This window comes from Methanohalophilus halophilus, assembly GCF_001889405.1.
Taxonomy (GTDB): Archaea; Halobacteriota; Methanosarcinia; order Methanosarcinales; family Methanosarcinaceae; genus Methanohalophilus; species Methanohalophilus halophilus.
In genome coordinates, this window is sequence record NZ_CP017921.1 from 702,296 (window position 1) to 727,135 (window position 24,840).

22 protein-coding genes, 1 tRNA gene and 2 pseudogenes are annotated in these 24,840 nt (G+C 44.0%); 11 read left to right on the forward strand and 14 right to left on the reverse strand.

Features of this window, described 5'->3' with window-relative positions; genetic code table 11:
• The first annotated feature begins 17 nt into the window (after window positions 1–17).
• Complete coding sequence (gene mtaA, locus BHR79_RS03490) at window positions 18–1,040, forward strand: methylcobamide:CoM methyltransferase MtaA (RefSeq protein WP_072562282.1); 1,023 nt, start codon at window positions 18–20, stop codon at window positions 1,038–1,040.
• Between the two features lie 8 nt (window positions 1,041–1,048).
• Here mtaA and BHR79_RS03495 read toward each other — a convergent pair whose 3' ends face one another.
• The 5 genes from BHR79_RS03495 to BHR79_RS03515 form a co-directional block, all read right to left on the reverse strand.
• On the reverse strand, window positions 1,049–1,318 hold the full coding sequence (locus BHR79_RS03495) for a DUF1294 domain-containing protein (protein WP_072561085.1): 270 nt from the start codon (window positions 1,316–1,318) through the stop codon (window positions 1,049–1,051).
• A 5-nt stretch (window positions 1,319–1,323) separates the two neighbouring features.
• Entirely contained in the window at window positions 1,324–3,027 is a 1,704-nt protein-coding gene (argS, locus tag BHR79_RS03500; RefSeq protein WP_072561086.1) for an arginine--tRNA ligase, read from the reverse strand.
• A gap of 9 nt (window positions 3,028–3,036) precedes the next feature.
• Window positions 3,037–4,284, reverse strand: coding sequence for a peptide chain release factor aRF-1 (prf1, locus tag BHR79_RS03505; protein ID WP_072561087.1), 1,248 nt, complete (start codon window positions 4,282–4,284; stop codon window positions 3,037–3,039).
• 106 nt (window positions 4,285–4,390) lie between these two features.
• The gene (gene twy1 / locus BHR79_RS03510) at window positions 4,391–5,323 is read right to left on the reverse strand and encodes a 4-demethylwyosine synthase TYW1 (protein ID WP_072561088.1); all 933 of its coding nucleotides are present in this window, start codon (window positions 5,321–5,323) and stop codon (window positions 4,391–4,393) included.
• A gap of 39 nt (window positions 5,324–5,362) precedes the next feature.
• Entirely contained in the window at window positions 5,363–6,823 is a 1,461-nt protein-coding gene (locus BHR79_RS03515) for a DNA-directed DNA polymerase II small subunit (RefSeq protein WP_072561089.1), read from the reverse strand.
• A gap of 191 nt (window positions 6,824–7,014) precedes the next feature.
• Between BHR79_RS03515 and tnpA the strand changes: the two are divergent.
• The 3 genes and pseudogenes from tnpA (at window position 7,015) to BHR79_RS03530 (ending at window position 9,294) form a co-directional block, all read left to right on the forward strand.
• A pseudogene (gene tnpA / locus BHR79_RS10930) lies at window positions 7,015–7,419 on the forward strand (IS200/IS605 family transposase).
• Window positions 7,419–8,576: an RNA-guided endonuclease InsQ/TnpB family protein gene (locus BHR79_RS03525; protein ID WP_234970383.1), complete on the forward strand. Its 1,158-nt coding sequence runs from the start codon at window positions 7,419–7,421 to the stop codon at window positions 8,574–8,576. Before tnpA ends, BHR79_RS03525 begins: the two are co-directional and overlap by 1 nt.
• Before the next feature lie 163 nt (window positions 8,577–8,739).
• The gene (locus BHR79_RS03530; protein ID WP_072561090.1) at window positions 8,740–9,294 is read left to right on the forward strand and encodes a signal peptidase I; all 555 of its coding nucleotides are present in this window, start codon (window positions 8,740–8,742) and stop codon (window positions 9,292–9,294) included.
• Between the two features lie 52 nt (window positions 9,295–9,346).
• On the opposite strand, the gene BHR79_RS03535 is transcribed toward BHR79_RS03530, so the two are convergent.
• On the reverse strand, window positions 9,347–10,582 hold the full coding sequence (locus tag BHR79_RS03535) for an ORC1-type DNA replication protein (RefSeq protein WP_072561091.1): 1,236 nt from the start codon (window positions 10,580–10,582) through the stop codon (window positions 9,347–9,349).
• Window positions 10,583–11,280: 698 nt separating this feature from the next.
• Between BHR79_RS03535 and mfnA the strand changes: the two are divergent.
• The 3 genes and pseudogenes from mfnA to BHR79_RS03550 form a co-directional block, all read left to right on the forward strand.
• Window positions 11,281–12,285: pseudogene (gene mfnA / locus BHR79_RS03540) on the forward strand (tyrosine decarboxylase MfnA); the annotation flags it as partial.
• Between the two features lie 223 nt (window positions 12,286–12,508).
• Window positions 12,509–13,609: a CBS domain-containing protein gene (locus BHR79_RS03545; RefSeq protein ID WP_072561092.1), complete on the forward strand. Its 1,101-nt coding sequence runs from the start codon at window positions 12,509–12,511 to the stop codon at window positions 13,607–13,609.
• Window positions 13,610–13,622: 13 nt separating this feature from the next.
• Complete coding sequence (locus BHR79_RS03550) at window positions 13,623–14,963, forward strand: TraB/GumN family protein (protein WP_072561093.1); 1,341 nt, start codon at window positions 13,623–13,625, stop codon at window positions 14,961–14,963.
• A 17-nt stretch (window positions 14,964–14,980) separates the two neighbouring features.
• Here the strand turns inward: BHR79_RS03550 and BHR79_RS03555 are convergent, their stop codons facing one another.
• On the reverse strand, window positions 14,981–16,417 hold the full coding sequence (locus tag BHR79_RS03555) for a PH domain-containing protein (RefSeq protein ID WP_234970384.1): 1,437 nt from the start codon (window positions 16,415–16,417) through the stop codon (window positions 14,981–14,983).
• Window positions 16,410–16,760: a PH domain-containing protein gene (locus tag BHR79_RS03560; protein WP_244888356.1), complete on the reverse strand. Its 351-nt coding sequence runs from the start codon at window positions 16,758–16,760 to the stop codon at window positions 16,410–16,412. Before BHR79_RS03560 ends, BHR79_RS03555 begins: the two co-directional genes overlap by 8 nt.
• A gap of 49 nt (window positions 16,761–16,809) precedes the next feature.
• Between BHR79_RS03560 and BHR79_RS10715 the strand changes: the two genes are divergently transcribed.
• Window positions 16,810–16,950, forward strand: coding sequence for a hypothetical protein (locus tag BHR79_RS10715; protein ID WP_244888357.1), 141 nt, complete (start codon window positions 16,810–16,812; stop codon window positions 16,948–16,950).
• Here BHR79_RS10715 and fhcD read toward each other — a convergent pair.
• From fhcD to BHR79_RS03575, 3 genes are all read right to left on the reverse strand, one after another.
• The gene (gene fhcD, locus BHR79_RS03565; protein ID WP_072561095.1) at window positions 16,935–17,828 is read right to left on the reverse strand and encodes a formylmethanofuran--tetrahydromethanopterin N-formyltransferase; all 894 of its coding nucleotides are present in this window, start codon (window positions 17,826–17,828) and stop codon (window positions 16,935–16,937) included. The two genes, BHR79_RS10715 and fhcD, sit on opposite strands and share 16 nt — an antisense overlap.
• A 79-nt stretch (window positions 17,829–17,907) precedes the next feature.
• Entirely contained in the window at window positions 17,908–19,884 is a 1,977-nt protein-coding gene (locus tag BHR79_RS03570; protein WP_072561096.1) for a copper-translocating P-type ATPase, read from the reverse strand.
• Window positions 19,885–19,886: 2 nt separating this feature from the next.
• Complete coding sequence (locus BHR79_RS03575) at window positions 19,887–20,768, reverse strand: ion transporter (protein ID WP_072561097.1); 882 nt, start codon at window positions 20,766–20,768, stop codon at window positions 19,887–19,889.
• Between the two features lie 138 nt (window positions 20,769–20,906).
• Between BHR79_RS03575 and BHR79_RS03580 the strand changes: the two genes are divergently transcribed.
• From BHR79_RS03580 to BHR79_RS03590, 3 genes are all read left to right on the forward strand, one after another.
• Complete coding sequence (locus BHR79_RS03580; RefSeq protein ID WP_072561098.1) at window positions 20,907–21,569, forward strand: winged helix-turn-helix domain-containing protein/riboflavin kinase; 663 nt, start codon at window positions 20,907–20,909, stop codon at window positions 21,567–21,569.
• A gap of 16 nt (window positions 21,570–21,585) precedes the next feature.
• Window positions 21,586–22,314: a 3,4-dihydroxy-2-butanone-4-phosphate synthase gene (gene ribB / locus BHR79_RS03585; protein ID WP_072561099.1), complete on the forward strand. Its 729-nt coding sequence runs from the start codon at window positions 21,586–21,588 to the stop codon at window positions 22,312–22,314.
• A 34-nt stretch (window positions 22,315–22,348) separates the two neighbouring features.
• Window positions 22,349–22,426: transfer RNA gene (locus BHR79_RS03590), tRNA-Pro, on the forward strand.
• A gap of 23 nt (window positions 22,427–22,449) precedes the next feature.
• Here BHR79_RS03590 and BHR79_RS03595 read toward each other — a convergent pair.
• Genes BHR79_RS03595 through BHR79_RS03605 form a run of 3 tightly spaced genes read right to left on the reverse strand, consistent with a single transcriptional unit; the run spans window position 22,450 to window position 24,785 of the window.
• Complete coding sequence (locus tag BHR79_RS03595) at window positions 22,450–23,547, reverse strand: DUF3179 domain-containing protein (RefSeq protein WP_072561100.1); 1,098 nt, start codon at window positions 23,545–23,547, stop codon at window positions 22,450–22,452.
• Entirely contained in the window at window positions 23,544–24,242 is a 699-nt protein-coding gene (locus BHR79_RS03600; protein ID WP_072561101.1) for a cytochrome c biogenesis CcdA family protein, read from the reverse strand. Before BHR79_RS03600 ends, BHR79_RS03595 begins: the two co-directional genes overlap by 4 nt.
• Window positions 24,243–24,785, reverse strand: coding sequence for a TlpA family protein disulfide reductase (locus tag BHR79_RS03605; protein ID WP_083433022.1), 543 nt, complete (start codon window positions 24,783–24,785; stop codon window positions 24,243–24,245). It lies immediately after the preceding gene.
• Window positions 24,786–24,840 lie beyond the last annotated feature (55 nt).

Consider the following 24,840-nt stretch of genomic DNA (forward strand, 5'->3'; position numbering starts at 1 on the left):
GGAGAATGGGAAGAAAAATGCAATCTGGACTTAGAGAAAATTTACTCAAGGTTCTTGACGGAAAAGAGGACGGGATAATTCCTGTACTATCGGTGACCCAAACAGCCACAAACGGTCTGATGGAAACTACCGGAGCGTTCTGGCCACAGGCACATTCCAGCGCATTTCAGATGGCGGAACTCTCCCTGGCAGCACATACCGTAGGGGGACTGGAAGCAATACGCTACCCCTTTTGCCTGACAGTCCTTGCAGAAGCGCTCGGATGTGAAGTTGACCTGGGAACCATAAACAGACCTCCTGAAGTGATGTCCCATCCCTTTGCCGAAAAAGTGGAAAAACCCGATATTCCTGCAGATCTTTATGACAGGGCAAGGGTACCGGTGGTACTGGAAACCACACGCAGGTTGAAAAACCTTGCACCAAATGTACCGCTGATCGCAGGAATGGAAGGACCGGCTACATTGGTCTACCATCTTATAGGAGCACAGGATTACCTGAAATGGGCCCTTTTCAAGCCTGAAACCTTCAAGATGTATATCAGGGAAGCAACCTGCATTTGTGAAGGGTATGCAAAATTACTTTTTGAAGCCGGAGCCGATGTAATCTGCCTGGATGATACGGTTGCCGGACCGGAAACGCTCGATTGCCTGTTATTCGAGACCCTTATCAAACCTTCATACCAGTATCTTACTCATTCCATTGAAGGACCGGTTGTTATACATATGTGCGGTAATACGACATCCATCCTCTCCTCACTGGCAAACTGTGGTTTTGAAGGAATCAGTATTGAGGAAAGTGTCAGTGTAGCTGAAGCAAAATCCCAGATCGGCTCAAGAACCATCCTTATAGGGAACATATCAACGACAAATACCCTGCTTTACAGCACACCAGAAGAGGTTGAGGAGGAAGCATTGAAATGCCTGGAGGAGGGAGTGGATATACTGGCTCCTGGCTGCGGTCTTGCACCTGAAACCCCGGTTGTGAACATCAGGGCTATGGAACAGGCAAGGGATAAATATCAGAATGTTTTTGTCAAATAATTTTGGAATTAAATAAATTTCACATACAGATATATCTCCAGGATAAGGATGGCAGGAATACCCAATTTGAACTTCCACCGACGAACCTTATGCCTGAAAATATACATGCCTGCCAGGATACCCACGCTGCCACCTGCAAAGGCACAGGTGAAAAGGAAGTTCTCTGATAGGCGGTAGGCTCCCTTTACAGCTTTTCTCTTATCAATCCCCATTATGACAAAAGAAAAAATACTGGCAAGGCCAATATAGGCCAGTACCAGATGTTCGAGGGGAAACATGGGTGTCACATTGATTCTGGAGCACCCATACCCAGGGTCTCAAGCACATTGGCCAGCACTAGCCGGGCACAGTCCACAAGCCCCAATCTGGCATTCCTGAGTTCTTCAGTTTCGGCACCCAGCACCGGGGAGAACCGGTAGAACTGGTTGAAGGCATCCGCCAGTTCCCTGCCATAGATAGCGATTATGTGAGGTTTGAGATCGTCTGCAGCCTGTTTCAATACTTTATCAAACAAGGCAATTTGTTTTATCAGGGCAATCTCGGACTCATCGACCAGTACTGAGGCATTGGGTTTTGACGCAGGGTCCCATATTCCTTCCTCACCAGCCTTTTTGAGGATACTGCTTGCGCGAGCATGAGAATATTGTATAAAGGGCCCACCCTGTTTTTCAAAATCAAGGGCTGCTTTCCAGTCAAACACCGTGGATTTTTCCGGAGAAACTTTGATTATATCATATCTGACAGCACCGATACCGACCATACTGGCCACCTCTTCCATAAATTCGGGTGGCATGTCAGGGCGGCGTTTTTCAACTTCCTCGAAGGCTCTTGCTTGAACCTTGTCCAGTAGCTCATCAGCGGTGATGAACTGACCTCTTCGGGTACTCATGGAACCCTCGGGCAGGGATACGAATTCAAAAATTACAATGTCAGGTTCCTTTAAGCCAACAGCATTGAGAGTGGCTTTGAGCTGGCCGGAAATAAGTTTATGATCCGCCCCCAGAATATCAATTATCCGATCTGCCTGCATGGCTTTCCATTCATGATAGGCAAGATCCCTTGTAGTATAAAGGGAAGTACCATCACTGCGCTGCACAACAAGGGTTTTTTCAAATCCGTAATCTGAAAGATCCACCACAAGGGCTCCATCATCCACATCTGTGCGGCCGGTTTTTCGGATTTTATCCACGATCTCCGACACTTCCCCCGACCGGACAAAACCGGATTCATTAACAAAAGAATCATGATGGACATTCATACGAAGTAGGGTACTGCGAATTCCTTTTACAGCAAGATCCACGGCATCATCAAACCGTTTTATGACCTCCTCATCCCCGGATTCCACCCGCTGCATCAAATTATCGATGTGTTCAACCTTCTGGGGATCATCTTCAAGCCGGGCATTGGCCTTGATATATACATTGGCAATAGCATGATCCGATTTGAGTTCAGGATCCATTTCGAAATGTTCCAGGGCCCAGGAAACGATGGCAATCTGCCTGCCCATATCGTTAACGTAATACTGAGCATCCACATCATACCCGGTTTTTCTCAGAATCCTGGTCAGGGTGTCACCTATTATGGAATTGCGTATGTGGCCCACATGCAGGGGACCATTGGGGTTGGCAGAAGTGTGTTCCAGCAATATTTTTCCTGAATAAAAATTCCCTCCAAAATCTTCCTTTTTGCTCCTGACAGTCTCAAAGGTACGGTCAATATAGGTCCTACTGGCCTTGATATTGATGTAGGGGCCGGTAGTCCCAATACTTTCGATCAGACAATTTTCCCGAAGCTGGATATTTTCCACGATCTGGTTTGCTACTTCCACCGGGCTTTTCCCGGCAACTGCAGCCAGTTTGAAAGCGACCTTTGAAGAGAGGTCTGCGTGCTGGGAAGGTTCGGGGGCTATCTCTACTGGTTCAAAACCTGCTCTTTGTACGGCATTTTCCAGTACCGATACTACCTGGTTTACAAATTCAAGATACAAATGATCACCTTACATACCTGTATTATACCGCAAAATTGCAACAATACCGCCAAAAGCATTGAGAAGCTGGCCACCTTCCTCAAAATCAGTTGATATGAAAGCCACATCACTTCCCATCTGATCGCTCAGTTCCGAGAGTTCATCCACAATATCTACCCTTTCAACAACTTCCAGGGAAGACCCACATTTAGGACAGTTGCCAAAGTCATCTACATTTTCCTGGTCCGGTTGATTTTCCCGGGTTATATTATCTTCATAATCCCCGGTGGTACATCTGACCTTAATTCTTTCCGACCTCAGGTCCTCGGATATCAACAGTATCTCCACGGCCCCTATCATCAGGTTCTGACGCACTACTTCCTCACCATAGGCAGCCTTTCCGGAATCGGATACCAGTTCCTTGAAAAACTTTTGCATCAGGTTTTTTTCCACCATCAGGTCCAAGTCCTGCAGCCGGTCACTTGCGGCATTGACAAGCTCCTGCAGGCCCGACTCATCGGTGTAGGCCACATCAAAAAGACCCAGTATTTTCCTTTGCAGCTCATGATGCAGAAATTCTCCTGATTGGAATTCTTCCTTGGTCGGGGAAGGCCCGCCCAGCAATATTCCCTCGAAATCCTTCATATCAACCGTCATGAAGATCTCACTGGCTGCATCTCCTATACGCTTGTAGAACTCATGTATCGCTATAAGCCTCAGCTGCTGGAAACGCTGAGCACTCTGACCACCTTTTCTCTGTTTACCCGGCACTGTTGAGGTAAGTTTACGATAGGATTCTATATGTTTACCTGTAAGTAAACCAATTGTGGCTTCCCTTCTGTCAAGCACAAGCAAACCATAGGTCTTGGCCTCCTTGAGCATCCCTTCCAGCGGTTCGAGGAAAAAGGCAGAATCACAATGATACTTGTAGATGGTAAGAGGTTGTGGAGGCTTTATGATAGTGGTTTCCATATTCGTTTTGTCCGCACCTACATCCACAGCTCCGGTAAAATAGACGATACCGTTTTCCGGAATCTCGAGATATTTAAGACGGGAAAGCAGGGAATCAATTGCAGACTGTACATTGGTCTTTGTGGCCTTGGATTTTATGTTAGAAGCCTGGCTGTGTTCAGTCTTAAGCTGTGTGGTCACATCGGACAGCTGTTTGTCAGGCGGTATGTAGAGGGATATGAGTTCAGTACCCCTTCCTTTTTTGTTTCGGAGGGATTCAAGTTTTTTCTTGAATTCATATTTTTCATGAGCAGATTGTTCAGCCATTGTAAGGATACTCCATAATCAAAAATTAATCAAAATGTCGGGATATTCGCTATGCTCTAGGCTTACAATATAAGCCATTGCTATAAATATAAGTTATGACAGTGCGTCAAACGGGAAGTTTAGAAGCGGCAACACTTTCGTCACGACAAAGCATGACAACACGACTTATTTCAACCTGGTCGGCAACTTCATAACCTAATTCACAGCCAAGCTGATTTGCAAAATCAAGGACTTCTTCATGGCCTGGCATGGCATCCCTTCCAAGCCGGTTTCTGGAAAAACCCAGGTGCATATAGGCTTTGACCTCAATAATATCAGGCTGTGCCTTTCTGATATGGTCCGCATAACCTTTCACATCAAACATATTCACACCCTTGATTAGAGTAATACGGATAGCAGTCCTGCATTCTTTATCTTTAAGGATACTGAGGGATTCGTTTATGTTATCCCATAAACATGGGTCCTTTGGAGAACAAACCTCCATGTAGGTCTGTCTGTCAGGGGCATCCAGGCTCATGTAGAGCTGGGAAGGCTTAATGCTTTTGATCATTTCAGGAACTGTACCGTTGGTTACCACAAAGGTACTTACGCCTCTACTTCGAAATTCTTCGACCAGTTCATCTAGATAAGGATAAAGGGTAGGTTCACCGGATAGGGAGATAGCCACATGTGCGGGTTCATTGGCCTGTTGCCACAATTCTCTTGAGGCCGAACCTCCAAAACCCGAAATCAAATTGCGCTGACACTCTATTGAAGACCCCATTATTTCCACTGGAGAATCCCATTCTGAAGGAATTGGAACATCAAGCTCAACCGGCCTCCAGCAGTGCAGGCAACGCTGATTACAGCACAGTGTCGGCGTCATCTGTAAACATCTGTGGGAAGAAATTCCATAAAAGCGGGCTTTATAACATTCTCCTTCTTCACGCACAGCCCTTCTCATCCACAGACATGTCTTGACAGCTGAATGGGACCCTGCAAGCCTGTATCCCTGCTTTTTAATTAATGTACCAATATCAGGTAATAAATCTGAAGCCATCCGGACTAACTCTTAACTGGCATTATATAAAATGCACGTTCAAAACTGCAGCATGGTCGGCTGGAAAGTGGCAAGATCAACCACCGGAACCCTTGCAGGTTCGGGTACCACATTCACCCGTTTCTGGAATTCAGTCTGGTCCTGCCAGGTTCCTGAATTGATTAGCAGGGTGCCCCTGTACTGCTGCACCCCTACGGTATGAACATGGCCACAATGCAGTATATCGGGTATATGATCTATTACAAAATGATCAGTTTTTTCCGGAGCTATAGAGACCCTGCTGCCATAGGTAGGGGAGAGATGTCGACGTTTTACCATTTCCAGCATTGCTTTTTCAGGTTCACTGTAGGAGATTCCCTGTATGCTTGCCACAAAATCGTCTATCGAACGGCCGTGGTACATCAGCACAAGCACTCCATCCAGATCCACAAGAGCAGGATTACCCACAAATTTAATCCTGGGATCAAACATTTTCCTGATACGCTCAGGGAATGTGGGCTGGGGTTCGGCCTGGCGTACAGCATCGTGGTTGCCAGGACCAATAACTACTGTGATATCAGAAGGTATCTGATTGAAATAGTGGGCAATTTCCTCATACTGATCATAAATATCAGGTATGGTAAGCTCATTTTCCTGTCCTGGATAAATACCCACCCCATCTACAATATCACCGGCAACCACAATATAGCGTAATTGCTGTGCTATTTTGTTAAGCTCAGGATTGTCCGATTCCCTCTTGACAAAGGTCATGAAATCGTCCCATTGCTCCTGCAGGAAGGTATTACTGCCTATATGCACATCTGAAATGAAAAGGGCCTTCCCCTGGCTACCGGTTTTGGATAAACCCATATTGGGCAGATCCGGAAAAACAAGTTTTTTGGCTATCAGGAGTTTACCGTCATTGGTTAGATTGCCACTGACCCCCACCACATCATCCAGAACAAGCTTGCTCGATTGCTCATAGATATCCTTATCATTCATACTGAAAAGGACCTGGAAGGAACCCGTAGGGTCTTCAAAACGTACTAAACGATGACCATTGGATGTATTTTTTATTTCGGATACCATTCCGATTATGGAAATCTCATCCCCGGGTACACGTCTGTTACCTTTCAGACTTTCCATGGGTCTGGCATTGACCCTGCCCCTTATCATCTCACTCAGCCTGCTATAACGGTTGCGGAAATACTGTACAAATTCCATGTATTCCCCCACACAGGTGGAGCAATCGGTTATATCACAAAGCACGGATATGGGATTTACAGAAGTTGTATTTGCAACAGGTTCCTGTTTGCATGGAATCTCTGCCTCTTTTACTTCTTCAAATCCCGTGAAATCAATATCCTCAACGTCTATCACAAATACCGAATCATCCACATTTCCCAGTATGTGATTTATAAGGGCACGGGGATTGTTGTGAGAAGTTATAAGCTCGGCTGCCTGAGGACTTACCTGGTAGCCTGCTTCAAGCAAATCGGAAAGAAGAGACATTTCTTGCATTACAGACCTCTATATTGATAATGTAGTTACAAGAATTTTCCTGTATAACAATACTTTGGTAAACATTCTTTTATCAAGAATAAACCAATAAGTTTAACTCAACAGGCGAGAAGTCTCCCTCCGTAAGGTGGGGATGAAAGCCGTGCTATAATATAATTGCATAAATTATTTACATTTATATATTTGTAACTATGAACTATAAACTGGATACAGGTAGTCATTCTGTTTATTCACTGCAATACCATTTTGTGCAATGTGTAAAATATAGAAGAGATGCTTTGGTGAATCCTCTTGTAGTTGATTGTTTGAAAAAAACAGTATATAATATAAGTACAAAACTTTGAAGTGGAAGTTCTAATATCGAATGTGATAACGACCATTTTCACATGATATTTAAAGCAAAACAAACATTGGATATACCTAAATATATCAATGCAATCAAAACAATTTCATCAAGAGAAATTAGAAGGAATTTTCCAGAAGTAAAAGAGAAGTTGGGGAAAGATGCTTTTTGGTCAAGGTCATATTTTTTGGCTACAACCGGACAGGTTACACTGGATGTTTTGAAAAGATATGTTGATAATCAGGGGAAATAATGCAATTAACAAAGAAATACAAAATTCATCCAACTGAATTACAAAAGAATATGCTTTGGGAGTTATCCAACGCATGTACATCTCTTTATAATATTGCATTATCTGAAAGAAAAGACACATGGAAAAATGATAAAAAATCCATTTCATATACAAAACAACAGAATAATTTACCACAAATTAAAGAAGGAAATCCTGATATAAATATTCTTTATTCTAAAACATGTCAGATGGTTTTGCGTAAATTAGATGCCAATTACAAATCATTTTTTGGACTTCACAAAAATGGTGACAAAAAAGCAAGAACTCCACGATTTAGAAGTCGTAAATACTTTTTTACAATAACATATAATCAGAGTGGTTTCAAAGTATTTGGAAATACAATTAGATTTTCACATAAAATGAATAATGAAGATTTGATAATTGATATTGAACATGATATTTCAAGTTTGAAAATTAAACAAATTGAAATCTTCAATGAAGATAAAAAGGGTAATGGAGATTTCTTTGTCACTATTACGTATGAACCTGAAATCAATGTACCTTATGTTCAAAATAATCATTTTCAAGCAATTGATTTAGGGATTACCAAAACGGTTACTGCGATAAATGATAAAGGGAAATTTTTTGAAATAAACAATCCACGATATGATTTATATTGGGATTCTAAAATTAGTGCAGTTCAATCAAGACGTGATCATTGCAAAAAATACAGTAAAAAATGGCATCGATTAAACAAAACTATTCGTACTATGGTAAGAAGGAAAAATAATCAGATAAAAGATTGGCAACACAAATTATCTAAATCAATGGTAGAGAATACAAAAGCCAATACAATTATTGTAGGCAAACTCAACGTTAAAAACATGGGCAAATCAAAAAATAAAACGTTGAATCGTTCTACACAAAACAACGGTTATTTATCACGTTTCATCGAATTTCTCACCTATAAAGCAGAACTTATAGGTAAACAAGTAGTTAAAATTGATGAAAGATATACGTCAAAAACATGTTATGTTTGTGGAAAACAACATGATATGCCATTATATAGACGTGATATGACATGTAATTGTGGTAACTTTATTGATAGAGATAGAAATAGTGCTATCAATATCCATGATACGTTACCTATCCAATTATGCCACCTGGACAGGCTATGAGCATTTTGCTCATAATCTACGACAAACAGGGTTATTGACATTTGATGTATCCCAAATACATCCAATGAATGATATGACAACTCGTAGGAATCTCCATGCGTAAGCGTGGAGTAGTTCAAACTCGATACAGACAAATTTGGTTTACCAATCCGGAGAAATATTCATGGAAATTGGAGAAATAATTCATACTTTTAGAAATAGCGATAATTTTTGGGTGGGAATCGCACGTGACGGTTTATCGGTACTGGCTATTCTTGCAGTTATCGCCATCTTTTCCCAGCTATTCTTTGGCATGTGGACTCCAATGGTTGCGGTGGAGTCGGGAAGTATGGAACCCCACATGTACAGGGGAGACATAATCTTTATTGAAGATCTTGACAGGACACAGATCGAAACACTCCGGGATGCACCTGCGGATTATATCTCATTTGAAAAAAAGGGAGATGTTATCTTATACCGACCCTATGGGCAGAAAGGGGTTACCCCGGTAATCCACAGGGCCATGTATTTTGTTGAAGAAGGCGAACCAATGTGGGAAGGGGGACCTGAAGCTCCACATGAAGGTTACATAACCAAAGGGGATAATACGAAAACAAATAGCTACTATGACCAGCAGGGCCAGATCAGTTATCTTTCTCCTGTAAAAGAAGAATGGATCATCGGTATTGCCCGTTACAAGATTCCATATATTGGACATATCAGGTTACTATTGTCCTGATCTAAATTAAAAAAAAAGACAGGTTAAACCTGCTTAATCTAACAATTCCGGTTTAAAGGTGCATCTGGGCTGTCAGAACCGGTTTGAAATCGGCCAGCATATTGAGGCGATAATCTTCAAGCAAGACTTTCTTGGTGCTTTCCACAGGCACACTCAATACTATTTCCTTGGTACGACCATATCTTCCCTTGCTTACAACTATAGCATTGAGGATACCCAGCATATCGAGCTCTGATATGAGATCTGTGACCCTTCTCTGGGTCAGGATATCGGTATCAACATTGCGGCATAACTGTCTATAAACGTTATACACTTCACCCGTTGTAACATTACGGTGGCCATTATTGCGCAGCAGCATAACACTATAAAGCGCAAGTTTGGATTGGGTAGGAAGAGTGCGGATAACTTCCACTATACGATCCACTTCAATTTTTTCCTGAGCTTGCCTGACGTGTTCTTCCTCGATAATGTTCTTCTTCTCACGTTCGGCTATTTCCCCGGCAACCCTCATAAGGTCAAGAGCACGCCGTGCATCCCCGTGTTCCTGTGCCGCAAAAGCAGAACATAGAGGAATTACCATATCGTCCATACTGTTTTCCTTATAGGCAATAGCTGCCCGCTGCCTGAGAATATCACTTATCTGTTCGGCATCATAGGGTGGAAAGATAATTTCCTCTTCTCCCAGAGAACTTTTCACACGTGGATCCAGAAATTCAGTGAACTTCAGGTCATTGGAAATACCTATCATGCTTACGCGGGCATTTTTGAGATCCGTATTCATCCGGGAAAGATTGTAAAGGACATCATCCCCTTTCTTGATCAATTTATCAATTTCATCAAGTATAATTATGATTACCTGTTTGCTGGAATCCACTGCCTCTTTAAATCGGAAAAAAACCTGATCTGTAGGCCATCCTGTCATGGGAACATCTTCACCGAACTGTTTTGCAAGATTGGCCAGTAACCTGTACTGTGTATCTATTACTTCACAGTTTATGTACAGCACGTTACATTGTACATTGAGATGATCACTTTTCCTTTCAAGTTCAATACCCACATATCTCGCAACAGCAGTTTTACCTGTACCTGTTTTTCCATAAATGAGGACATTAGAAGGTGTATGTCCCCTCAAAGCTGATACCAGTACCGTAGCAATATTATTTATCTGGTTACTACGATGAGGAAGATTTTCCGGTGTATACGCAGGTCTCAACACTTCCTTATTCTTAAAAAGGGATTCTGTCTCCAATAACTCTTCAAATAACCCATCTAGGGAACCATTATCCATCCAAACACCTTCTATTTGTAATATATGAATACCGTCTAATCGTTTTTTTTTAGTAGAGTGAAACCAAAGCGGGTACCTCCTCTTAGCAATATTTGGTATATGCAAAAGGACGTAATTTTCCTCTGTTAGTACTCTAATGGAAATATAGGTATCTATTCTTAACAGTTATGGTAAAGACCCCTTTGTTTCAACTGCACTCCTTGAAATAGTTTAAAGATTTGGATTTATATTCGATATGTCCACTCAGACAAACAAAGGTAGACCCCTTTGTTTCGCTTGGAAAGTTTATAAAGGGGAGAGACCCTATGGTTTCAACTGGAGATAAGGAAAAAATATGAAATACATATTTTTAATATGTTGAAAAAATATGGCAGTGTAAGTAGAGAGGTTTTAATATATAAAACTTTGTTTTACAAAAATACCTTTTTTCCAAATTGAACTATGTTTCCAATAGAAACCATGGGGTCCCCCTCTAATTCCTGAAATTTGGACAAAATCTGAAAATGAAATATAACTCAAAACGATTATAATTAAAAAGCTCTTCTAGGAAAAGGATTCGCATGTATACCAATGGAATTGCAAGAGATTCAGTCCTAAAGGAATTATCTCAAAAAAAAGACAGGGATAGTGATTACAGGAAAGTTCTGAGTTCCATGTGCACCTATCCTCATGAAATAGCATAGCATGCCCATTGTACTTTCATCGAAGCTAATATGGGAGATCCGGGTCTTTTTCAGGGAACCTTTGAACTGGAAGAACAGGTCATGGAAATGCTGGGTGCCATGTTACATCTTCCGGATGCCTGTGGTTATATCAGTACAGGAGGCACTGAATCAAACATCCAGGCTGTAAGAGCCATGCGTAATCGTAATAGATCTATTATACATCCTAACATTGTTGTTCCTGATTCAGCTCATTTTTCGTTTGATAAGGTTGGTGATCTTTCAGGTATAGATATACGCAGAGCGACTCTTTCTGACAATTTACAGGTTGATACTGATGCAGTTAATTCCCTGATAGATAACAATACCGTAGGATTGGTGGGTATAGCCGGTACTACCGAATTTGGACAGGTAGATCCTCTTGAAAAGCTTTCTGAGATAGCTATTGAAAATGGTTTACCTTTCCATGTAGATGCAGCTTTTGGAGGTTTTGTACTGCCTTTTCTCAAACCTAAATATAAATTTGATTTTGAAATTGCAGGTGTATCTTCTATCACAATAGATCCCCACAAAATGGGTTTAAGTACCATTCCTTCAGGAGGATTGCTTTTCCGCCACAGTCTTGATCTTGACAATCTTGCGGTAAAGACTCCTTATCTTACTATAAGCAGTCAGTATTCCCTGACAGGTACCCGTAGTGGAGCAGCTGTAGTATCCACTTACGCAGTTATGCGCCATCTTGGAAGAAAAGGTTATGGTGCCATCATACAACGATGTATGGATATGACTGACAGGCTTGTTGCAGGAGCCAGGAATATAGGAATCCAGCCGGTGATAGAACCGGTGATGAATATCGTGGCGCTGGATGTAGAGTCACCAGTTGAAATCCAAAACAGGCTGTACGAGGATTTTGGATGGCGTGTTTCTCTTACGAGAAATCCGCAGGCATTAAGATTGGTTATCATGCCTCACCTGGATTATGAGATTATAGATATGTTTCTTGCGGATCTGGATACTCTTGTAAATCAATCTTTGAAATAAAAAACAAAAGGGTGCTTGGTATCACGGTTGAGGGGATGATCGATGGCACCTAGCCTTGAAACTTGTAAAGGCGTGTGCCCATCGAATCCGTGACTATTTCCTAATAGGTCCCCAGGGGTATATATTTTGAAACCAAGCGGTGTGAAAGTATTATTCTGTCAGGTACTGATTCACATCACTAAAACTAAATAACTAAATAATAGGAACTTAAAAAGGTTCAGTTATGAAAACTTCTTTCAAAATCGGTAGTGTAATGGGTATCCCTATATTGATCCATATTACTTTTCTTATTGTACTGTTTCTCTTTGCATTTGTTTTTTCAAGTGTACCCGAACCCGTTGGATTTGCAGATGTCCAGCCTGCCATATTAGGTTACGGCCTGTCCCTCTTGACAACCATCCTCCTTTTTACCTGTGTACTCTTACATGAGCTGGGTCATTCCTATTTTGCAAAAAAATATGGGGTTAAGATAGATAATATCACCCTTTTTTTGATAGGCGGTGTATCTTCCATGGAAGAGATGCCCCGTGAACCCGATCAGGAAGCAAAAATGGCTTTTGCAGGACCATTTGTAAGTTTTTTGATTGGTGGTATCCTGTTTGGATTAAATTTACTGATAGATACGGTTGTTACAGGTTATTCTACCACGATAATTTATCGTCTTGTATATATTCTTGCTTCCATCAATATTGTACTGGGCGTATTCAACTTGATTCCTGCTTTCCCCATGGATGGGGGTAGGATCTTGCGTGCATTTTTTGCCCGCCATATGAATTATATAAAGGCAACCCGTAATGCAGCGAATGTCGGAAAATTTTTTGCTTTTATGCTGGCACTTTTGGGTATTCTTTCCAATCCCTGGAATCCCTGGCTTTTGTTGATTGCGGTATTTATTTATATGGGAGCCTCAGGTGAGGAACGTTCCACTGCTGTTACCCGTACCCTTGAAAATGTTCAGGTAAAGGATGTGATGAGCAGTGATATTATTTCAGTTTCTCCTGAGATGAACCTGGAAGAACTCGTACAATTCATGTTTGAACATAAACACATGGGTTATCCAGTAATCCAGCACAATGTTTTAAAAGGCATTGTTACGTTTACGGATGTACATAAGGTAGCGCAAGTGGATAGGATAAGTACCCTCGTTTCCGATGTGATGACAAGGGATGTGGTTACTATCTCACCTGACGATAATGCATCGGAAGCCTTCAAGGTCCTGAACAATAATAACGTGGGCCGCCTTGTGGTAATGGAAGATGGAGAGATTATCGGTATCCTTTCAAGAACAGACCTTATGCATACAATGACACTTCTAAGTGAGTAAAACAGGGATTTTAATGGCTAATGACCCGTATATTACCGATTCCCGACAGGACACCATGAGCTATAACTATGAAAGCGCCACCAGTTCTTCAGAAGTTCGGGAACATGATTTTTCAACAGATTCCACTTCTGAGAATGTGGCTCCTGCTCCTTCCAGGATAAGCCTGGTGGGCACGGCCCACGTTTCGGAAAAAAGTATCCGTGAAGTAAAGGAAACTATTCACAATCAGCAACCTGATGTCGTTGCGGTTGAACTGTGCAAGGGCCGCTATGATGCCCTTAAGGGTAAGACCCAAACCTCGGATATATCTGTCAAGGAACTGCTTGCAGAGGGTAAAGTCTATTTTTTCCTTGTCCATATGCTGCTAGCCCATGTCCAGAAAAGGATAGGGAAGGATATGGGTGTACAGCCCGGTGCTGAAATGTTAGCTGCGATTGAAGCAGCAGAGGAAATAGGGGCTGATGTTGCCCTTGTAGATCGTGATATCCAGGTAACTCTCCAGCGTTTCTGGGGAAAAATGGGTTTGATCGAAAAAACAAAAATGATAGGAACCCTGATAGCCGCAGCCCTGGGAATTGGAGGCGGCGATGAGATCGATATAGATAATATCACCGAGCAGGATACAGTTACAGTCCTGATCGAGGAATTACGTCATACATCCCCCAATGCTGCAGAAGTACTTATTGATGAAAGGGATGCCTACATCGCGGGAAGCCTGGCAAGAACAGCTGCAGGTGGCGGCAAGAATATAGTGGCTGTCGTGGGTGCGGGTCACAGGAGTGGTATCGAGAAATATCTTTCCAACCCCAAGACCATACCTCCGCTGTCATCGCTGGTAACCCTGCCCAAGAAGCGTTTCAGTTTGATGAAAGTCTTCGGTATCGCTATTGTGGCCATAGCACTTGCAACATTCATGTTGATAATCCTTTCAGGGACTTCCATTGAACTCCTGTTGATTGCCTTTGGCTGGTGGTTCATCATAAACGGTACCCTGAGTGCCGTGGGAGCAACCCTTGCCGGGGGACATCCCTATTCTATAGCAACATCATTTGGTGTTGCCTGGCTGACTTCCTTGAATCCCATGATGGCAGCAGGCTGGTTTGCAGGTCTTGTCGAAGCAAAACAACGCCGTCCTACAACCGATGATTTCAAAGCCATGATGGATACAGAATCCTTTGCAGAGGCACGTCAAAACAAGTTCTTCAAAGTTGTTCTGGTGGCAGCCCTGGCAAATATCGGAAGTGTGGTAGGGACTTTCCTGGGAGCCTGGGTTATGATACAGGTTACAGGAGTGGATCCGCTGGAATTGATACGCAATTCCCTCTCGTCGGGATTATCCCTGCTGGGACTTTAAAATGAATTATCGGTGACTTAGTTGCGGGAAAACCAGTTCCAGATTTTCCCACTTTCCTCTATGTCAACATCAGCGATTGCAAACCGGTTTCCGCCTCTTGAAGATAATACGGAAATTCCGATTGTGTCCAGGTCACTCATGCGCTGGAAAGGGTTGGAACTTATATGCATAGTCTGGATATGGTCCTTCAATACGAATACATGATAGCGGTGGATATTCCGGAATCTGAGCGTTAATTGTTTTTCCAGAATGGCAGTTCCTCCTGTATTGTAGCGGGAAAGCCCCAATAAGAAGACAGGTGGCAGGATCAAAAGGGAGACCCACCCGTAGGGAACCAGCTGGAGTAATAAAACAATCACAAGGGCCGGAACAAGTAAGCGTATAATATAGCGTTTCCTTGACCGTAATGGCAGAGGATGCATATTTTCAGGAATAGTGTATTCGGGGAACATATTGTCCATGAATTTAGACAGTTGCCTTACATGCAGCAGGGGATACAATGTAGTCACATAATCCTGTTTTTCAGAGCTTCCCCCGGCAACCTCTGCATAGATAGAACACAGGCGGAAGGGCTGTCGCAGCAAACTATTCTTTACAGACAGGGCCTGAATTCGTTTCATATTCAGGTTGTATTCCTTTTGTTCAATAAGGCCATAGGATATCCGGATATCATCTTCCTTACGTTGCAGGGTGAAATTGGCGTATTGGATTGCAAAGACCAGGGTTGATATGATCCATGAAAGCAGCAATAATCCAAATATCAGTATCATAAGTAGACTGATATTGACACTGGTCTGGGGAATGATTCGCTCAAGCACGAGTCGTAGATAGCTTTCAGGAATATATGGATAAAGCTGGGATAATGCAGCCGCTATAAGAGAAAAAAGTAACATGAACCTGCCTGAAGTGGCTTCTGCCAGTAGCAGGTTCCATAGGGGGATATTGTATGTATTTACAGTATCTGCTTTTGCGTCCCCTGTTTCTGATTCCTCTGTATGATTTTTGCTGGATCTGTTTGTTGCATGGTTTTCTAAATAGGTCTTTATGTTCTGGCTTTCCTGCAGGGTTACAGCAGTGAGGGATAGTTCTGCTTCTGTACTGCCGGCTGTTTTGACATGTAAACTTGTGATTCCCAGGAATTTTTGTATAAAATTTGTGATTACATTAACCGTCTGGACTCTTTCCCTCTTGATTGATCTCTCTTTTTTAAGCAGCAATCCCTTTCTTATGTGCAGGTAGCCGTTTTCATACTGATAGGTGAAAAGATACCATTTTGCTGTAGAATAGGTAAGGATTGCGATCAAAGCGATAGCAGCCAGAAAAGGAATGTTCACACTACCCAATTCATCCCTTAGTGATAATGCAAAAAAGAATATTGGTGGTATTGCATATATTATGCTTTTGAGCGTCTCCAGGATTATCATGACAGGATGCTGGCGCTTATATTCAGACATCTTCATCACTTACTCTTGCAAGAGCTGCTATTTCTCCCATGAGCTCTGCAGCTTTTTCCCTTGATAAAGCGGGAATGTAATGGTCTGTAGCAGCTGTGGAGATCCTTAATGTTGCCAGCCCGAAGAATCTCATAACAGGACCATGTTCAGTATCAACATGCTGAATCCTGACCATAGGGATAAGAGTTCTTCTGATAATGAAAATACCGTTCTGGATATCTACTTCATTTTCTCTTATTTCATAGCGCCAGAAACGTATCCTGAGTTGGGGTGCAATTACTGCCGACCATAATGTGAATACTGTCACCAGTGCTATACCTATCCAGCCCCAATTTCGTGGCAAATTCCATGCTGGACTTACTAGAAAAATGTATGCTACTGGAATTGAAAAGATGACAATACCTATTAAAAGTCCGCTTACAAACCAGGATTTCAATGCACGCGAATCGATGCGCTCAGAGGGTTCACTTTCAAGCATCATTACCGAATCCGAAAAAAGAAAAAAGAGGACCCCGGATTATACGAGGTCATGAAGATTGAATTTGTAGGGGCCAAGGTTTCCGCCGTAATTGCCTGCGGAGATTTTCTTGACACCCGGAACCTTTACGGATGTCTTTATACCGGCTGACATTGCGCTGGAAATTGCTTCCTCGCTGACACCGTTGATAACGATCTCGTAAACTGCTCCCACACCTTCGGGAATCTGGGTATCCTCGATCTGGTCCCTGATGGAGGGGCAGAATTTTTCGTTTGCTGTTGCCTTGAGGAAAGTGTATTTGTTGGCACCTGGTTTGGAGCCACTGGCCACTATACCACCGGGGAACGGAGTAATGGAGCCTTCTACCTTCTCTATGGCTTCAACTGCTGCTTCAGCGGCATTGAGGGCACTCATCTGGCAGTCTCCGAAAATGAAGAAATTGCCGCCTGCTATACCTTTTACTCCGCCCATGGAGTGTTCAGTGATGAAGTCGCCTTCCATCATTGGGATCTTATAGGCCTTCCTGCCACCTACTTCTGTTTCAGATTCTGTACCGTCTGCGAAGAATTTGAGCTTGAAACCGGTGTCAAACTGCTTTTCAGCATCCGGAAGACCGTTGAACATTGCTGTTGTGGGAGCGGTCAATACGCACTGGCCCAGTCTTTCCAGGAGCTGCTCTTCCAGGGACTTGTAGCCGAAAGTGCAGAGCTGGATGTAAACACCAGGTCTTCCATCAGGGGTTTCATCCGGACTGGCAACCCTTTCGATACCGCCTTCTGCGGGACACATGATGACAGAGGTACCAAAACCTGTGGCTTCCTGTGCAGCTACCCTTGCCCATTTTTCGTTTACGGCTGTGATCAGTACTCTTCCGATCTTTATCGGGAATGCTTCTGCAAAAGTATCTTCGATTTCTACTCCGTTAATTTCCATAATGACACCTGCTCTTTAATTAAGGGTACAAGGGAGATACTGTTTGCAGTACAAATAATCTTCGACATTGCTTTTTGTCTCATTCAAGGGAGAGGAATTTTGCATTTACCGCAACAATAACCGTACTCAGGGACATAAGCACCGCCCCTACAGCCGGGGACAGCAGGATTCCCTGTCCCGCCAGCACCCCTGCAGCAAGGGGGATGGCAATGGCATTGTAACCTGTGGCCCAGAACAGGTTCTGTTTCATTTTCCCGTAGGTCTTTGCCGAGAGGTCCAGGACAGTTATCATATCAAGGGGATTGCTGCGTACCAGCACAATATCTGCCGTCTCCACAGCCACATCCGTTCCGGCCCCGATTGCCACTCCCAGGTCTGCACGGGCCAGGGCAGGTGCATCATTCACACCATCACCTGTCATTGCTACACGCAGTCCGCGATCCTGGATTTCCTTGATTTTCCCCTCTTTTTCCTGTGGGAGCACTTCGGCGAAATATTCGTCAAGCCCTATGCTTTGCGCTACCCAGCGGGCTACATTATCATTATCCCCCGTAAGCATCATGCAGCGTATGCCTCTTTCCTTCAGCGTTGCAATAGCCTGTTTTGATTCAGGACGTATAATGTCTGCAAGGGCTATGGCACCTATTAGACTATCCTCCTCAACCACGAAAATAACAGTTTTACCCTGCGCTGTTAACCCCTCTGTTTCAGCTGCGTCAGGTTCGAACCCCTGGTCAGCTATATAGGATCCACTTGCAACTGTGATTTGCTTACCTTTAACTGTAGCAAAGGCGCCCTTGCCGGGGATACTGTTAAAATCCTCAATAGGATATTTTTCCTCTGCCGATTCCACAATACCCCGGGCTATGGAATGTTCCGATTCAGCTTCTACTGAAGCAGCCAGTTTCAGGATTTCTTCTTCTGATACATTCTCAAAGGGAATTATGTCGGTGACCCCGAACTTTCCTTCAGTCAGGGTCCCGGTCTTATCAAAAACTACCGCATCGACCTCATATGCTTTTTCAAAGGCAGCCCTGTCCTTGATCAGCAGCCCGTTGTTGGCGGCCAGTGCAGAGGATACTGCAATCACAAGGGGAATTGCCAGGCCAAGGGCATGGGGACATGTGATTACCATTACGGTAACCGCTCTTTCCAGGGAAAAGGCAAAATCATATCCAACTACGCTGCTCCAGGCAAACAGTGTTATCGCACCTGCACTTAAGGCTATGATAGTTAGCCACATGGCAGCCCGGTTGGCCAGGTCCTGTGCACGGGATCGACTTTCCTGGGCCTGTTTTACAAGTCCAATTACCTGGGAGAGGAACGAATCGGAACCGGTTTTTTCTATAATAATCTCCAGGGAGCCTTCCCCGTTGATGGACCCCCCGATTACCTCATCATCCTTCTCCTTGGATACCGGCGTGGTTTCCCCGGACAGCATTGCTTCATTGACCGAGGATTGTCCTTTTGCCACCCTGCCATCAGCAGGAACTTTTTCCCCGGGTTTGACCAGTAATCTGTCCCCGTTTTGCAAATCTTTGAGAGCTACATCCTCAGTCTCACCATCTTTTCCTATCCGGTGGGCTTTTGAGGGCATGAGTTTTGCCAGCTCTTCAAGAGCCATGGATGCACCCATGACGGATCTCATTTCGATCCAGTGGCCCAGGAGCATGATGTCGATAAGGGTTGCCAGTTCCCAGAAAAAGAACTTGCCTGCCAGCCCGAATACTACCAGGCTGCTGTAAATATAGGCCACACTTATGGCAACGGCAATCAATGTCATCATGCCAGGCTGGCGGGATTTGAGTTCACTTACCAGTCCTGTAAGGAAGGGTTTGCCACCATAGAAAAAGATCAGTGTGGAAAAGGCAAAAAGCAGATAAGAGGCACCTTCAATTGTCGGCAGACTCACTCCTGCACTTTCCAACCCCTGTCGAATTATAGGTGACAGGAATAAAACCGGTATTGTAAGAACTACAGATACGAAAAAGCGTCTCTTAAAGTCTTCCAGCATCATTGCATGATGCGAATGTCCATTATTATCCCCATGCTCCATTTTCATTCCTCCTCAAGTCTTTCCCCGCAACGTTTACAGTAGGCAGCATCCAGGTCATGTCCCTGAAAAGCACAACCCGGACATTTTTTTGAGAACATGTTGCCTTTTGTCTGTTCTACGATTTTTGTTTTATCGTCCTCTCTGGAAACCCGGATTATAGATTGTGTGATTATCCCTGTAGGTATAGCGATGATAGAATAACCGATGATCATTACAAGTGAAGCGATGGTCTTTCCCAGGAATGTGGTGGGTATAATATCCCCGTAACCTACCGTTGTTATGGTAACGATTGCCCAGAAAATGCTCTGGGGAATACTGGTGAACTGGGGATTGGAACTCTCAACCACATACATCACAGAACCCAGTATCACGACCAGATTCAAAACCGTGAACAGGAATAGTGTAATCTTGCGCTGGCTCTCCTGCAGTGCCCGTATCAGCAGGTCGGCTTCAGAGAGGTACTGCACGAGTTTAAGCACCCTGAATATCCGCAACAGTCTCAGGATACGTATCACAAGGAGATATTGCCCTCCGGGCAGGATTATTGTCAGGTAGGTAGGCAGTACTGCCAGCAAATCTATCACACCAAAAAAGCTGGTTGCATACCTTTTTTTGTCCCTGACACAAATAAGCCGCAGAATATACTCGATGGTAAAAAGAATGGTGAAATCCCATTCCAGCATGTAGAGGCTATCATGATGAACAGTGGCTATGGATTCCACGCTGTCCAGCATTACAATGACAACACTTCCCAGGATGGCAACTATAAGTGCTATATCGAAGGCCTTTCCAAGAGGTGTATCAGCCTCGAAGATTATATCATACAGGTCTCTTCTCCAGCCTGCATGAGAGGGCCTGTTCTCATATGGATTGTATTTTTTCATGGCTATCCTCTGGACATTCCTCTCCCTAACTTCTCATGGTTTTCCCGATGGTTATAATTTACTCCACTGGCAGCCGAACATTTATTAACGATCAGCCAGATATGAGATACGTCTCATTTTTGAGACGGAGTATTTCACATGCATCTAATTCCAGCACTGAAAGAACTGGGCCTTCTGGGTGGGTTGAATCATCCGGTTAAATTATCCTCAGCTGAGTTTGCCGAATACATGGCGACCAGTTCCAAGACTTCAGCCAGGATTCTCAAATCCCTGGAAGATGAAGGTTATATTGAGAGACGTATTGTGCCTGGCGGACAGGAAGTGCTGCTCTCGGCTGCTGGCCGGCAGTTGCTAAAAAAGGAATACGAGGATTACAGGCATATATTCACCAAAATTGTCGAGAAAAACCCGATTCATCTGCGGGGACATATTGTAAGCGGGCTTGGTGAAGGTCACTACTATATTGGTCAGGAGGGCTACCAGCGCCAGTTCGGGGACAAACTCGGGTTTGCTCCTTATCCAGGGACTCTCAATGTGCATCTGGATGACCTTAGCCTGAAATTCAGGGATAAACTTGCAGAAAGTGCTGTGATTCCAATCTCCGGTTTCACAAGCGGAGAGCGTACTTTCGGTGCATGTCATTGTTTCTGTGTGAAAGTTGAGGGCTTTGAGGCAGCAGTAGTGGTTCCAGACAGGACCCATTATCCGGCTGATCTGCTGGAGATAATTTCCCCCGTGAAATTGCGTGATGAACTTGATTTGAAGGACGGAGATGAGGTTGAGGTTACTGTTGATTATTGATTGGAGGTAATTTAGTATGGACAATTTAAAATTTTCAGATCCTGAAGTGAAAAAGGGTGTTGAGGCAGTTGAGCGGGGAGAAATGGTATTTATATTTGATTCGGACAGCCGGGAAGGGGAGACGGATTTTGTGATTGCCGCCTCAGCTATTACTCCTGATGATGTACGCTGGATGCGTCGCGATGGAGGTGGCCTGATCTGTACTGCCCTGGCCGATGAGGTCTGTACGACGCTGGGTCTGCCTTTCATGGCGGATTTGCTGTCAGAAGGAGCAGGCAGATGGCCTGCAATTGGTAATACCGTGGAGCAGACCGGTGACCTTGCATATGATAGTCGCTCATCCTTTTCCATATGGGTCAATCACAGGGACACCCGTACCGGCATTCCGGACAATGATCGGGCACTGACCATAAACAAGCTGGCTGAGATTTCTGAAAAGGGTAGAAACGGAGAAGCCGTAGTTTTTGGAGACGAGTTTCGTGCACCGGGTCATGTTGCATTGCTAAGGGCAGCTGAAGGACTTGTGGAAAACCGCCGGGGCCAGACCGAGCTCTCGGTTGCTCTTGCAGAGATGGCCGGTATAACACCCGTCATGGTAGTCTGTGAAATGCTGGATGATACCAATGGCAAAGCCCTTTCAAAAGAAGATGCCAGGACCTATGCCCAGTTGCATGGATGTGTTTTCCTGGAAGGTGGCCAGATCACAGAAGTCTATAAGGAATGGGTAGCCCAGCAGAAAAAGTGATATAGGGAAACTTCCTATTAGAACCAATCCCCGTGGGACCGTAGGGTAGCCTGGTCCATCCTGCAAGGCTGGGGGTCTTGCGACTGGAGTTCAAATCTCCGCGGTCCCACCAAATACCAAATTTGGCTTTTTTATTCACCTTCTTTTCCACTGCAACATCAGGAATGCTGCTATCAGGGATGCTAATGCAACTATATTTCCCAGAGGTACTTCCGGGCTATCTTCTTCAGGTGGAAGTTCTTCGCCTTCAGGCAGATACAATTGCGTATCCGGGTGGAAGGCATACCAGGAGAACCAGAAGTTTCTTTCCTTGACAATCTCTTCCCCGGTATCGAGATTGGTAATGGTTACAATACCAGCATCATCCCTCTCCACCTTGAGATTGTTTCCGTTGACTGTATCTTCGATGATTGGCTGTTTGATAAGGTCCTCCTCACGGTAGGCTTTGAAGGTCCCATTAATCTCAATGCCAAAAACAACCGTTTTAGGATGAATGCGATCATCGCTGTTTTCCACCGGGAATATCAAGTAACTGTCCTCATAGTAATTTCCGTAGGGGTCATTACCATAGGGCCGGTCAAAACCGGTATCCTTGCTCAGGACTTCCGAGTCCGGATGATTGGCCTTCCAGTCTCTCCAGACAACAGTATCAATCGACAGCGGAACAAGCTCGGTTCCTGTCAGCTCACCTACCACAGCCAATCCGTCTATCTGGGTCCAGTACGAATTCGTTTTGCGGTCATACATCACAAGGTTGGAATTATACAATTTCCCGCTGGTCCCGAATTCCACCTCTTCATCGTTGATGGTTCTCTCATAGGCAATTCCCGAGCCGCAAAGTGGACAGTAGGTAACAAGTATGGGTTCACCTTTTATCTTGTCATTGACAATTTCATGCCAAACCATTACCTGTAACGGGTAGACCCGTTTTGTACCGTTATGGATAAGTCCCAATACCAATTCGTTATCTTCGATCCATTCATCGGCCTTTTCAACGGTTGTAAATTTCGGGTCATCAATGGAAGGGATACCATCCATAGGTGGTCCTCCGGAGACAATCTTTTCAGGGTCGACAATATACTTCACCCCCCTTTCGGTGACCATTATGCCCTGCTCCTCCTCCATTTCAGTGAGTTCGGGTATTTTTTCGATTCCTCTTTCTTCTTCAGCGGTGCCGGTAGCCACCAGACAACACACAGCAATTGCTATGATGCATATAAGCAGTGGTTTCATACCAATCCCTCAAATATCCTGAAAACGAACAGCAAGTAGTACAGTGAGATAACCAGCATAATCATGCCTGTGGCAAAATTGATCTTTCTTTTATGTTTGAGCAAAAAGCCAATTATTATCCTGCTTTGGGCCGAGGATATCGCGGAGAACACAAGTAAAGGAAATCCCAGTCCCAGTCCGAAGGCTATGAAATTTAAAATGTTCTGTACAAAATCAATTACAAGAAGAGTTTTGGTGAACAGGGCTGCAATGAACAGGGGATTGCAGGGCACGACAATGGCTCCGAAAAAGAAACCGTATAAAAAAGCGCTAATTAGGGGATCTCTGTTACCGGTGAGGTTTTTTCTGGGCAGAAAACTGCCTATATCGTAATCAGTTATCAGGAGAAGACTGATCACAAACAGTACCCCAAAGGCAATAGGGGACACAATCCCGATGATTTTTGTCAGGGATACCTGCAACACGGTTGTAAAAACCAGTCCCAGCAAGCCCATAAAAAGGATTGCACCTGCAGTTATCAATAATCCGAATATGATGGGCAGCCTGCGGTTTTCCTCCTGGCCTGCCATCTGGTTGGAAAGGTAGGCCAGAAAAGCCGGATAGAGGGGAAGCACACAAACCGCTGTCAAAGGAGTAAGCAGGCCCAGTCCGAAAGAAACCGAAAGGTCGACAAGGAAAGGGATAAGAGAGGCCATTTAACATCCTTCCCTGATTTCCTTCTCAAGCACTTCTGCTGATTTGACATTTCCAGACAGCAGGCGTGCAGACTGGTCTTCACATATCAGGACAACAGGTGCACCCGGTGCATTGACAACATTGATACCGAATTCGTCGATGAGGGCTTGGGTAAATTCATTGGGAGCTACTGCAAAATACCAGTCAAAACTGTTCCTTTCGACATGTTCCCGGACTTTTTCCGCATCCTCGTTTGGATCGGTATTCAGGGATATGTGGATTGCTTCTGTACCCTCCATTTCCCTGAGTACCTGCATTTCTTTTTGCTGCTCCAGGCAGGTAGGACACCATACTGCAAAACTTTCAACCAGTATATTTTTGCCTTCAAAATCACTGATTCTGAACGTCTCACCTGTAGTTACATCGGTAAGTTCCGTATCCCTCCACTCAATAGTGCCGTTATCAGTGCTTTCCTGTTCAGTACAGCCCCCTGCAAAAAGGAAAGCGATGACTATGGCTGTAGCTAATATTTTTTTATAACCCATCTCAAACACCAAACCCATATTAGGTTTAGAAGAAGATTTGAGATAAAGGTTGCGCGTTCTGTAGCAAATAGTT

What these genes read in the sequence shown, in the direction of transcription:
- mtaA (WP_072562282.1), top strand. Translation starts at nt 18, where the DNA reads ATGCAATCTGGACTTAGAGAAAATTTACTCAAGGTTCTTGACGGAAAA.
- BHR79_RS03495 (WP_072561085.1), bottom strand. Translation starts at nt 1,318, where the DNA reads ATGTTTCCCCTCGAACATCTGGTACTGGCCTATATTGGCCTTGCCAGT.
- prf1 (WP_072561087.1), bottom strand. Translation starts at nt 4,284, where the DNA reads ATGGCTGAACAATCTGCTCATGAAAAATATGAATTCAAGAAAAAACTT.
- twy1 (WP_072561088.1), bottom strand. Translation starts at nt 5,323, where the DNA reads ATGGCTTCAGATTTATTACCTGATATTGGTACATTAATTAAAAAGCAG.
- BHR79_RS03515 (WP_072561089.1), bottom strand. Translation starts at nt 6,823, where the DNA reads ATGCAAGAAATGTCTCTTCTTTCCGATTTGCTTGAAGCAGGCTACCAG.
- BHR79_RS03525 (WP_234970383.1), top strand. Translation starts at nt 7,419, where the DNA reads ATGCAATTAACAAAGAAATACAAAATTCATCCAACTGAATTACAAAAG.
- BHR79_RS03530 (WP_072561090.1), top strand. Translation starts at nt 8,740, where the DNA reads ATGGAAATTGGAGAAATAATTCATACTTTTAGAAATAGCGATAATTTT.
- BHR79_RS03535 (WP_072561091.1), bottom strand. Translation starts at nt 10,582, where the DNA reads ATGGATAATGGTTCCCTAGATGGGTTATTTGAAGAGTTATTGGAGACA.
- BHR79_RS03545 (WP_072561092.1), top strand. Translation starts at nt 12,509, where the DNA reads ATGAAAACTTCTTTCAAAATCGGTAGTGTAATGGGTATCCCTATATTG.
- BHR79_RS03550 (WP_072561093.1), top strand. Translation starts at nt 13,623, where the DNA reads ATGGCTAATGACCCGTATATTACCGATTCCCGACAGGACACCATGAGC.
- BHR79_RS03555 (WP_234970384.1), bottom strand. Translation starts at nt 16,417, where the DNA reads ATGTCTGAATATAAGCGCCAGCATCCTGTCATGATAATCCTGGAGACG.
- BHR79_RS10715 (WP_244888357.1), top strand. Translation starts at nt 16,810, where the DNA reads ATGACAATACCTATTAAAAGTCCGCTTACAAACCAGGATTTCAATGCA.
- fhcD (WP_072561095.1), bottom strand. Translation starts at nt 17,828, where the DNA reads ATGGAAATTAACGGAGTAGAAATCGAAGATACTTTTGCAGAAGCATTC.
- BHR79_RS03570 (WP_072561096.1), bottom strand. Translation starts at nt 19,884, where the DNA reads ATGGAGCATGGGGATAATAATGGACATTCGCATCATGCAATGATGCTG.
- BHR79_RS03575 (WP_072561097.1), bottom strand. Translation starts at nt 20,768, where the DNA reads ATGAAAAAATACAATCCATATGAGAACAGGCCCTCTCATGCAGGCTGG.
- BHR79_RS03580 (WP_072561098.1), top strand. Translation starts at nt 20,907, where the DNA reads ATGCATCTAATTCCAGCACTGAAAGAACTGGGCCTTCTGGGTGGGTTG.
- ribB (WP_072561099.1), top strand. Translation starts at nt 21,586, where the DNA reads ATGGACAATTTAAAATTTTCAGATCCTGAAGTGAAAAAGGGTGTTGAG.
- BHR79_RS03595 (WP_072561100.1), bottom strand. Translation starts at nt 23,547, where the DNA reads ATGAAACCACTGCTTATATGCATCATAGCAATTGCTGTGTGTTGTCTG.
- BHR79_RS03600 (WP_072561101.1), bottom strand. Translation starts at nt 24,242, where the DNA reads ATGGCCTCTCTTATCCCTTTCCTTGTCGACCTTTCGGTTTCTTTCGGA.
- BHR79_RS03605 (WP_083433022.1), bottom strand. Translation starts at nt 24,785, where the DNA reads ATGGGTTTGGTGTTTGAGATGGGTTATAAAAAAATATTAGCTACAGCC.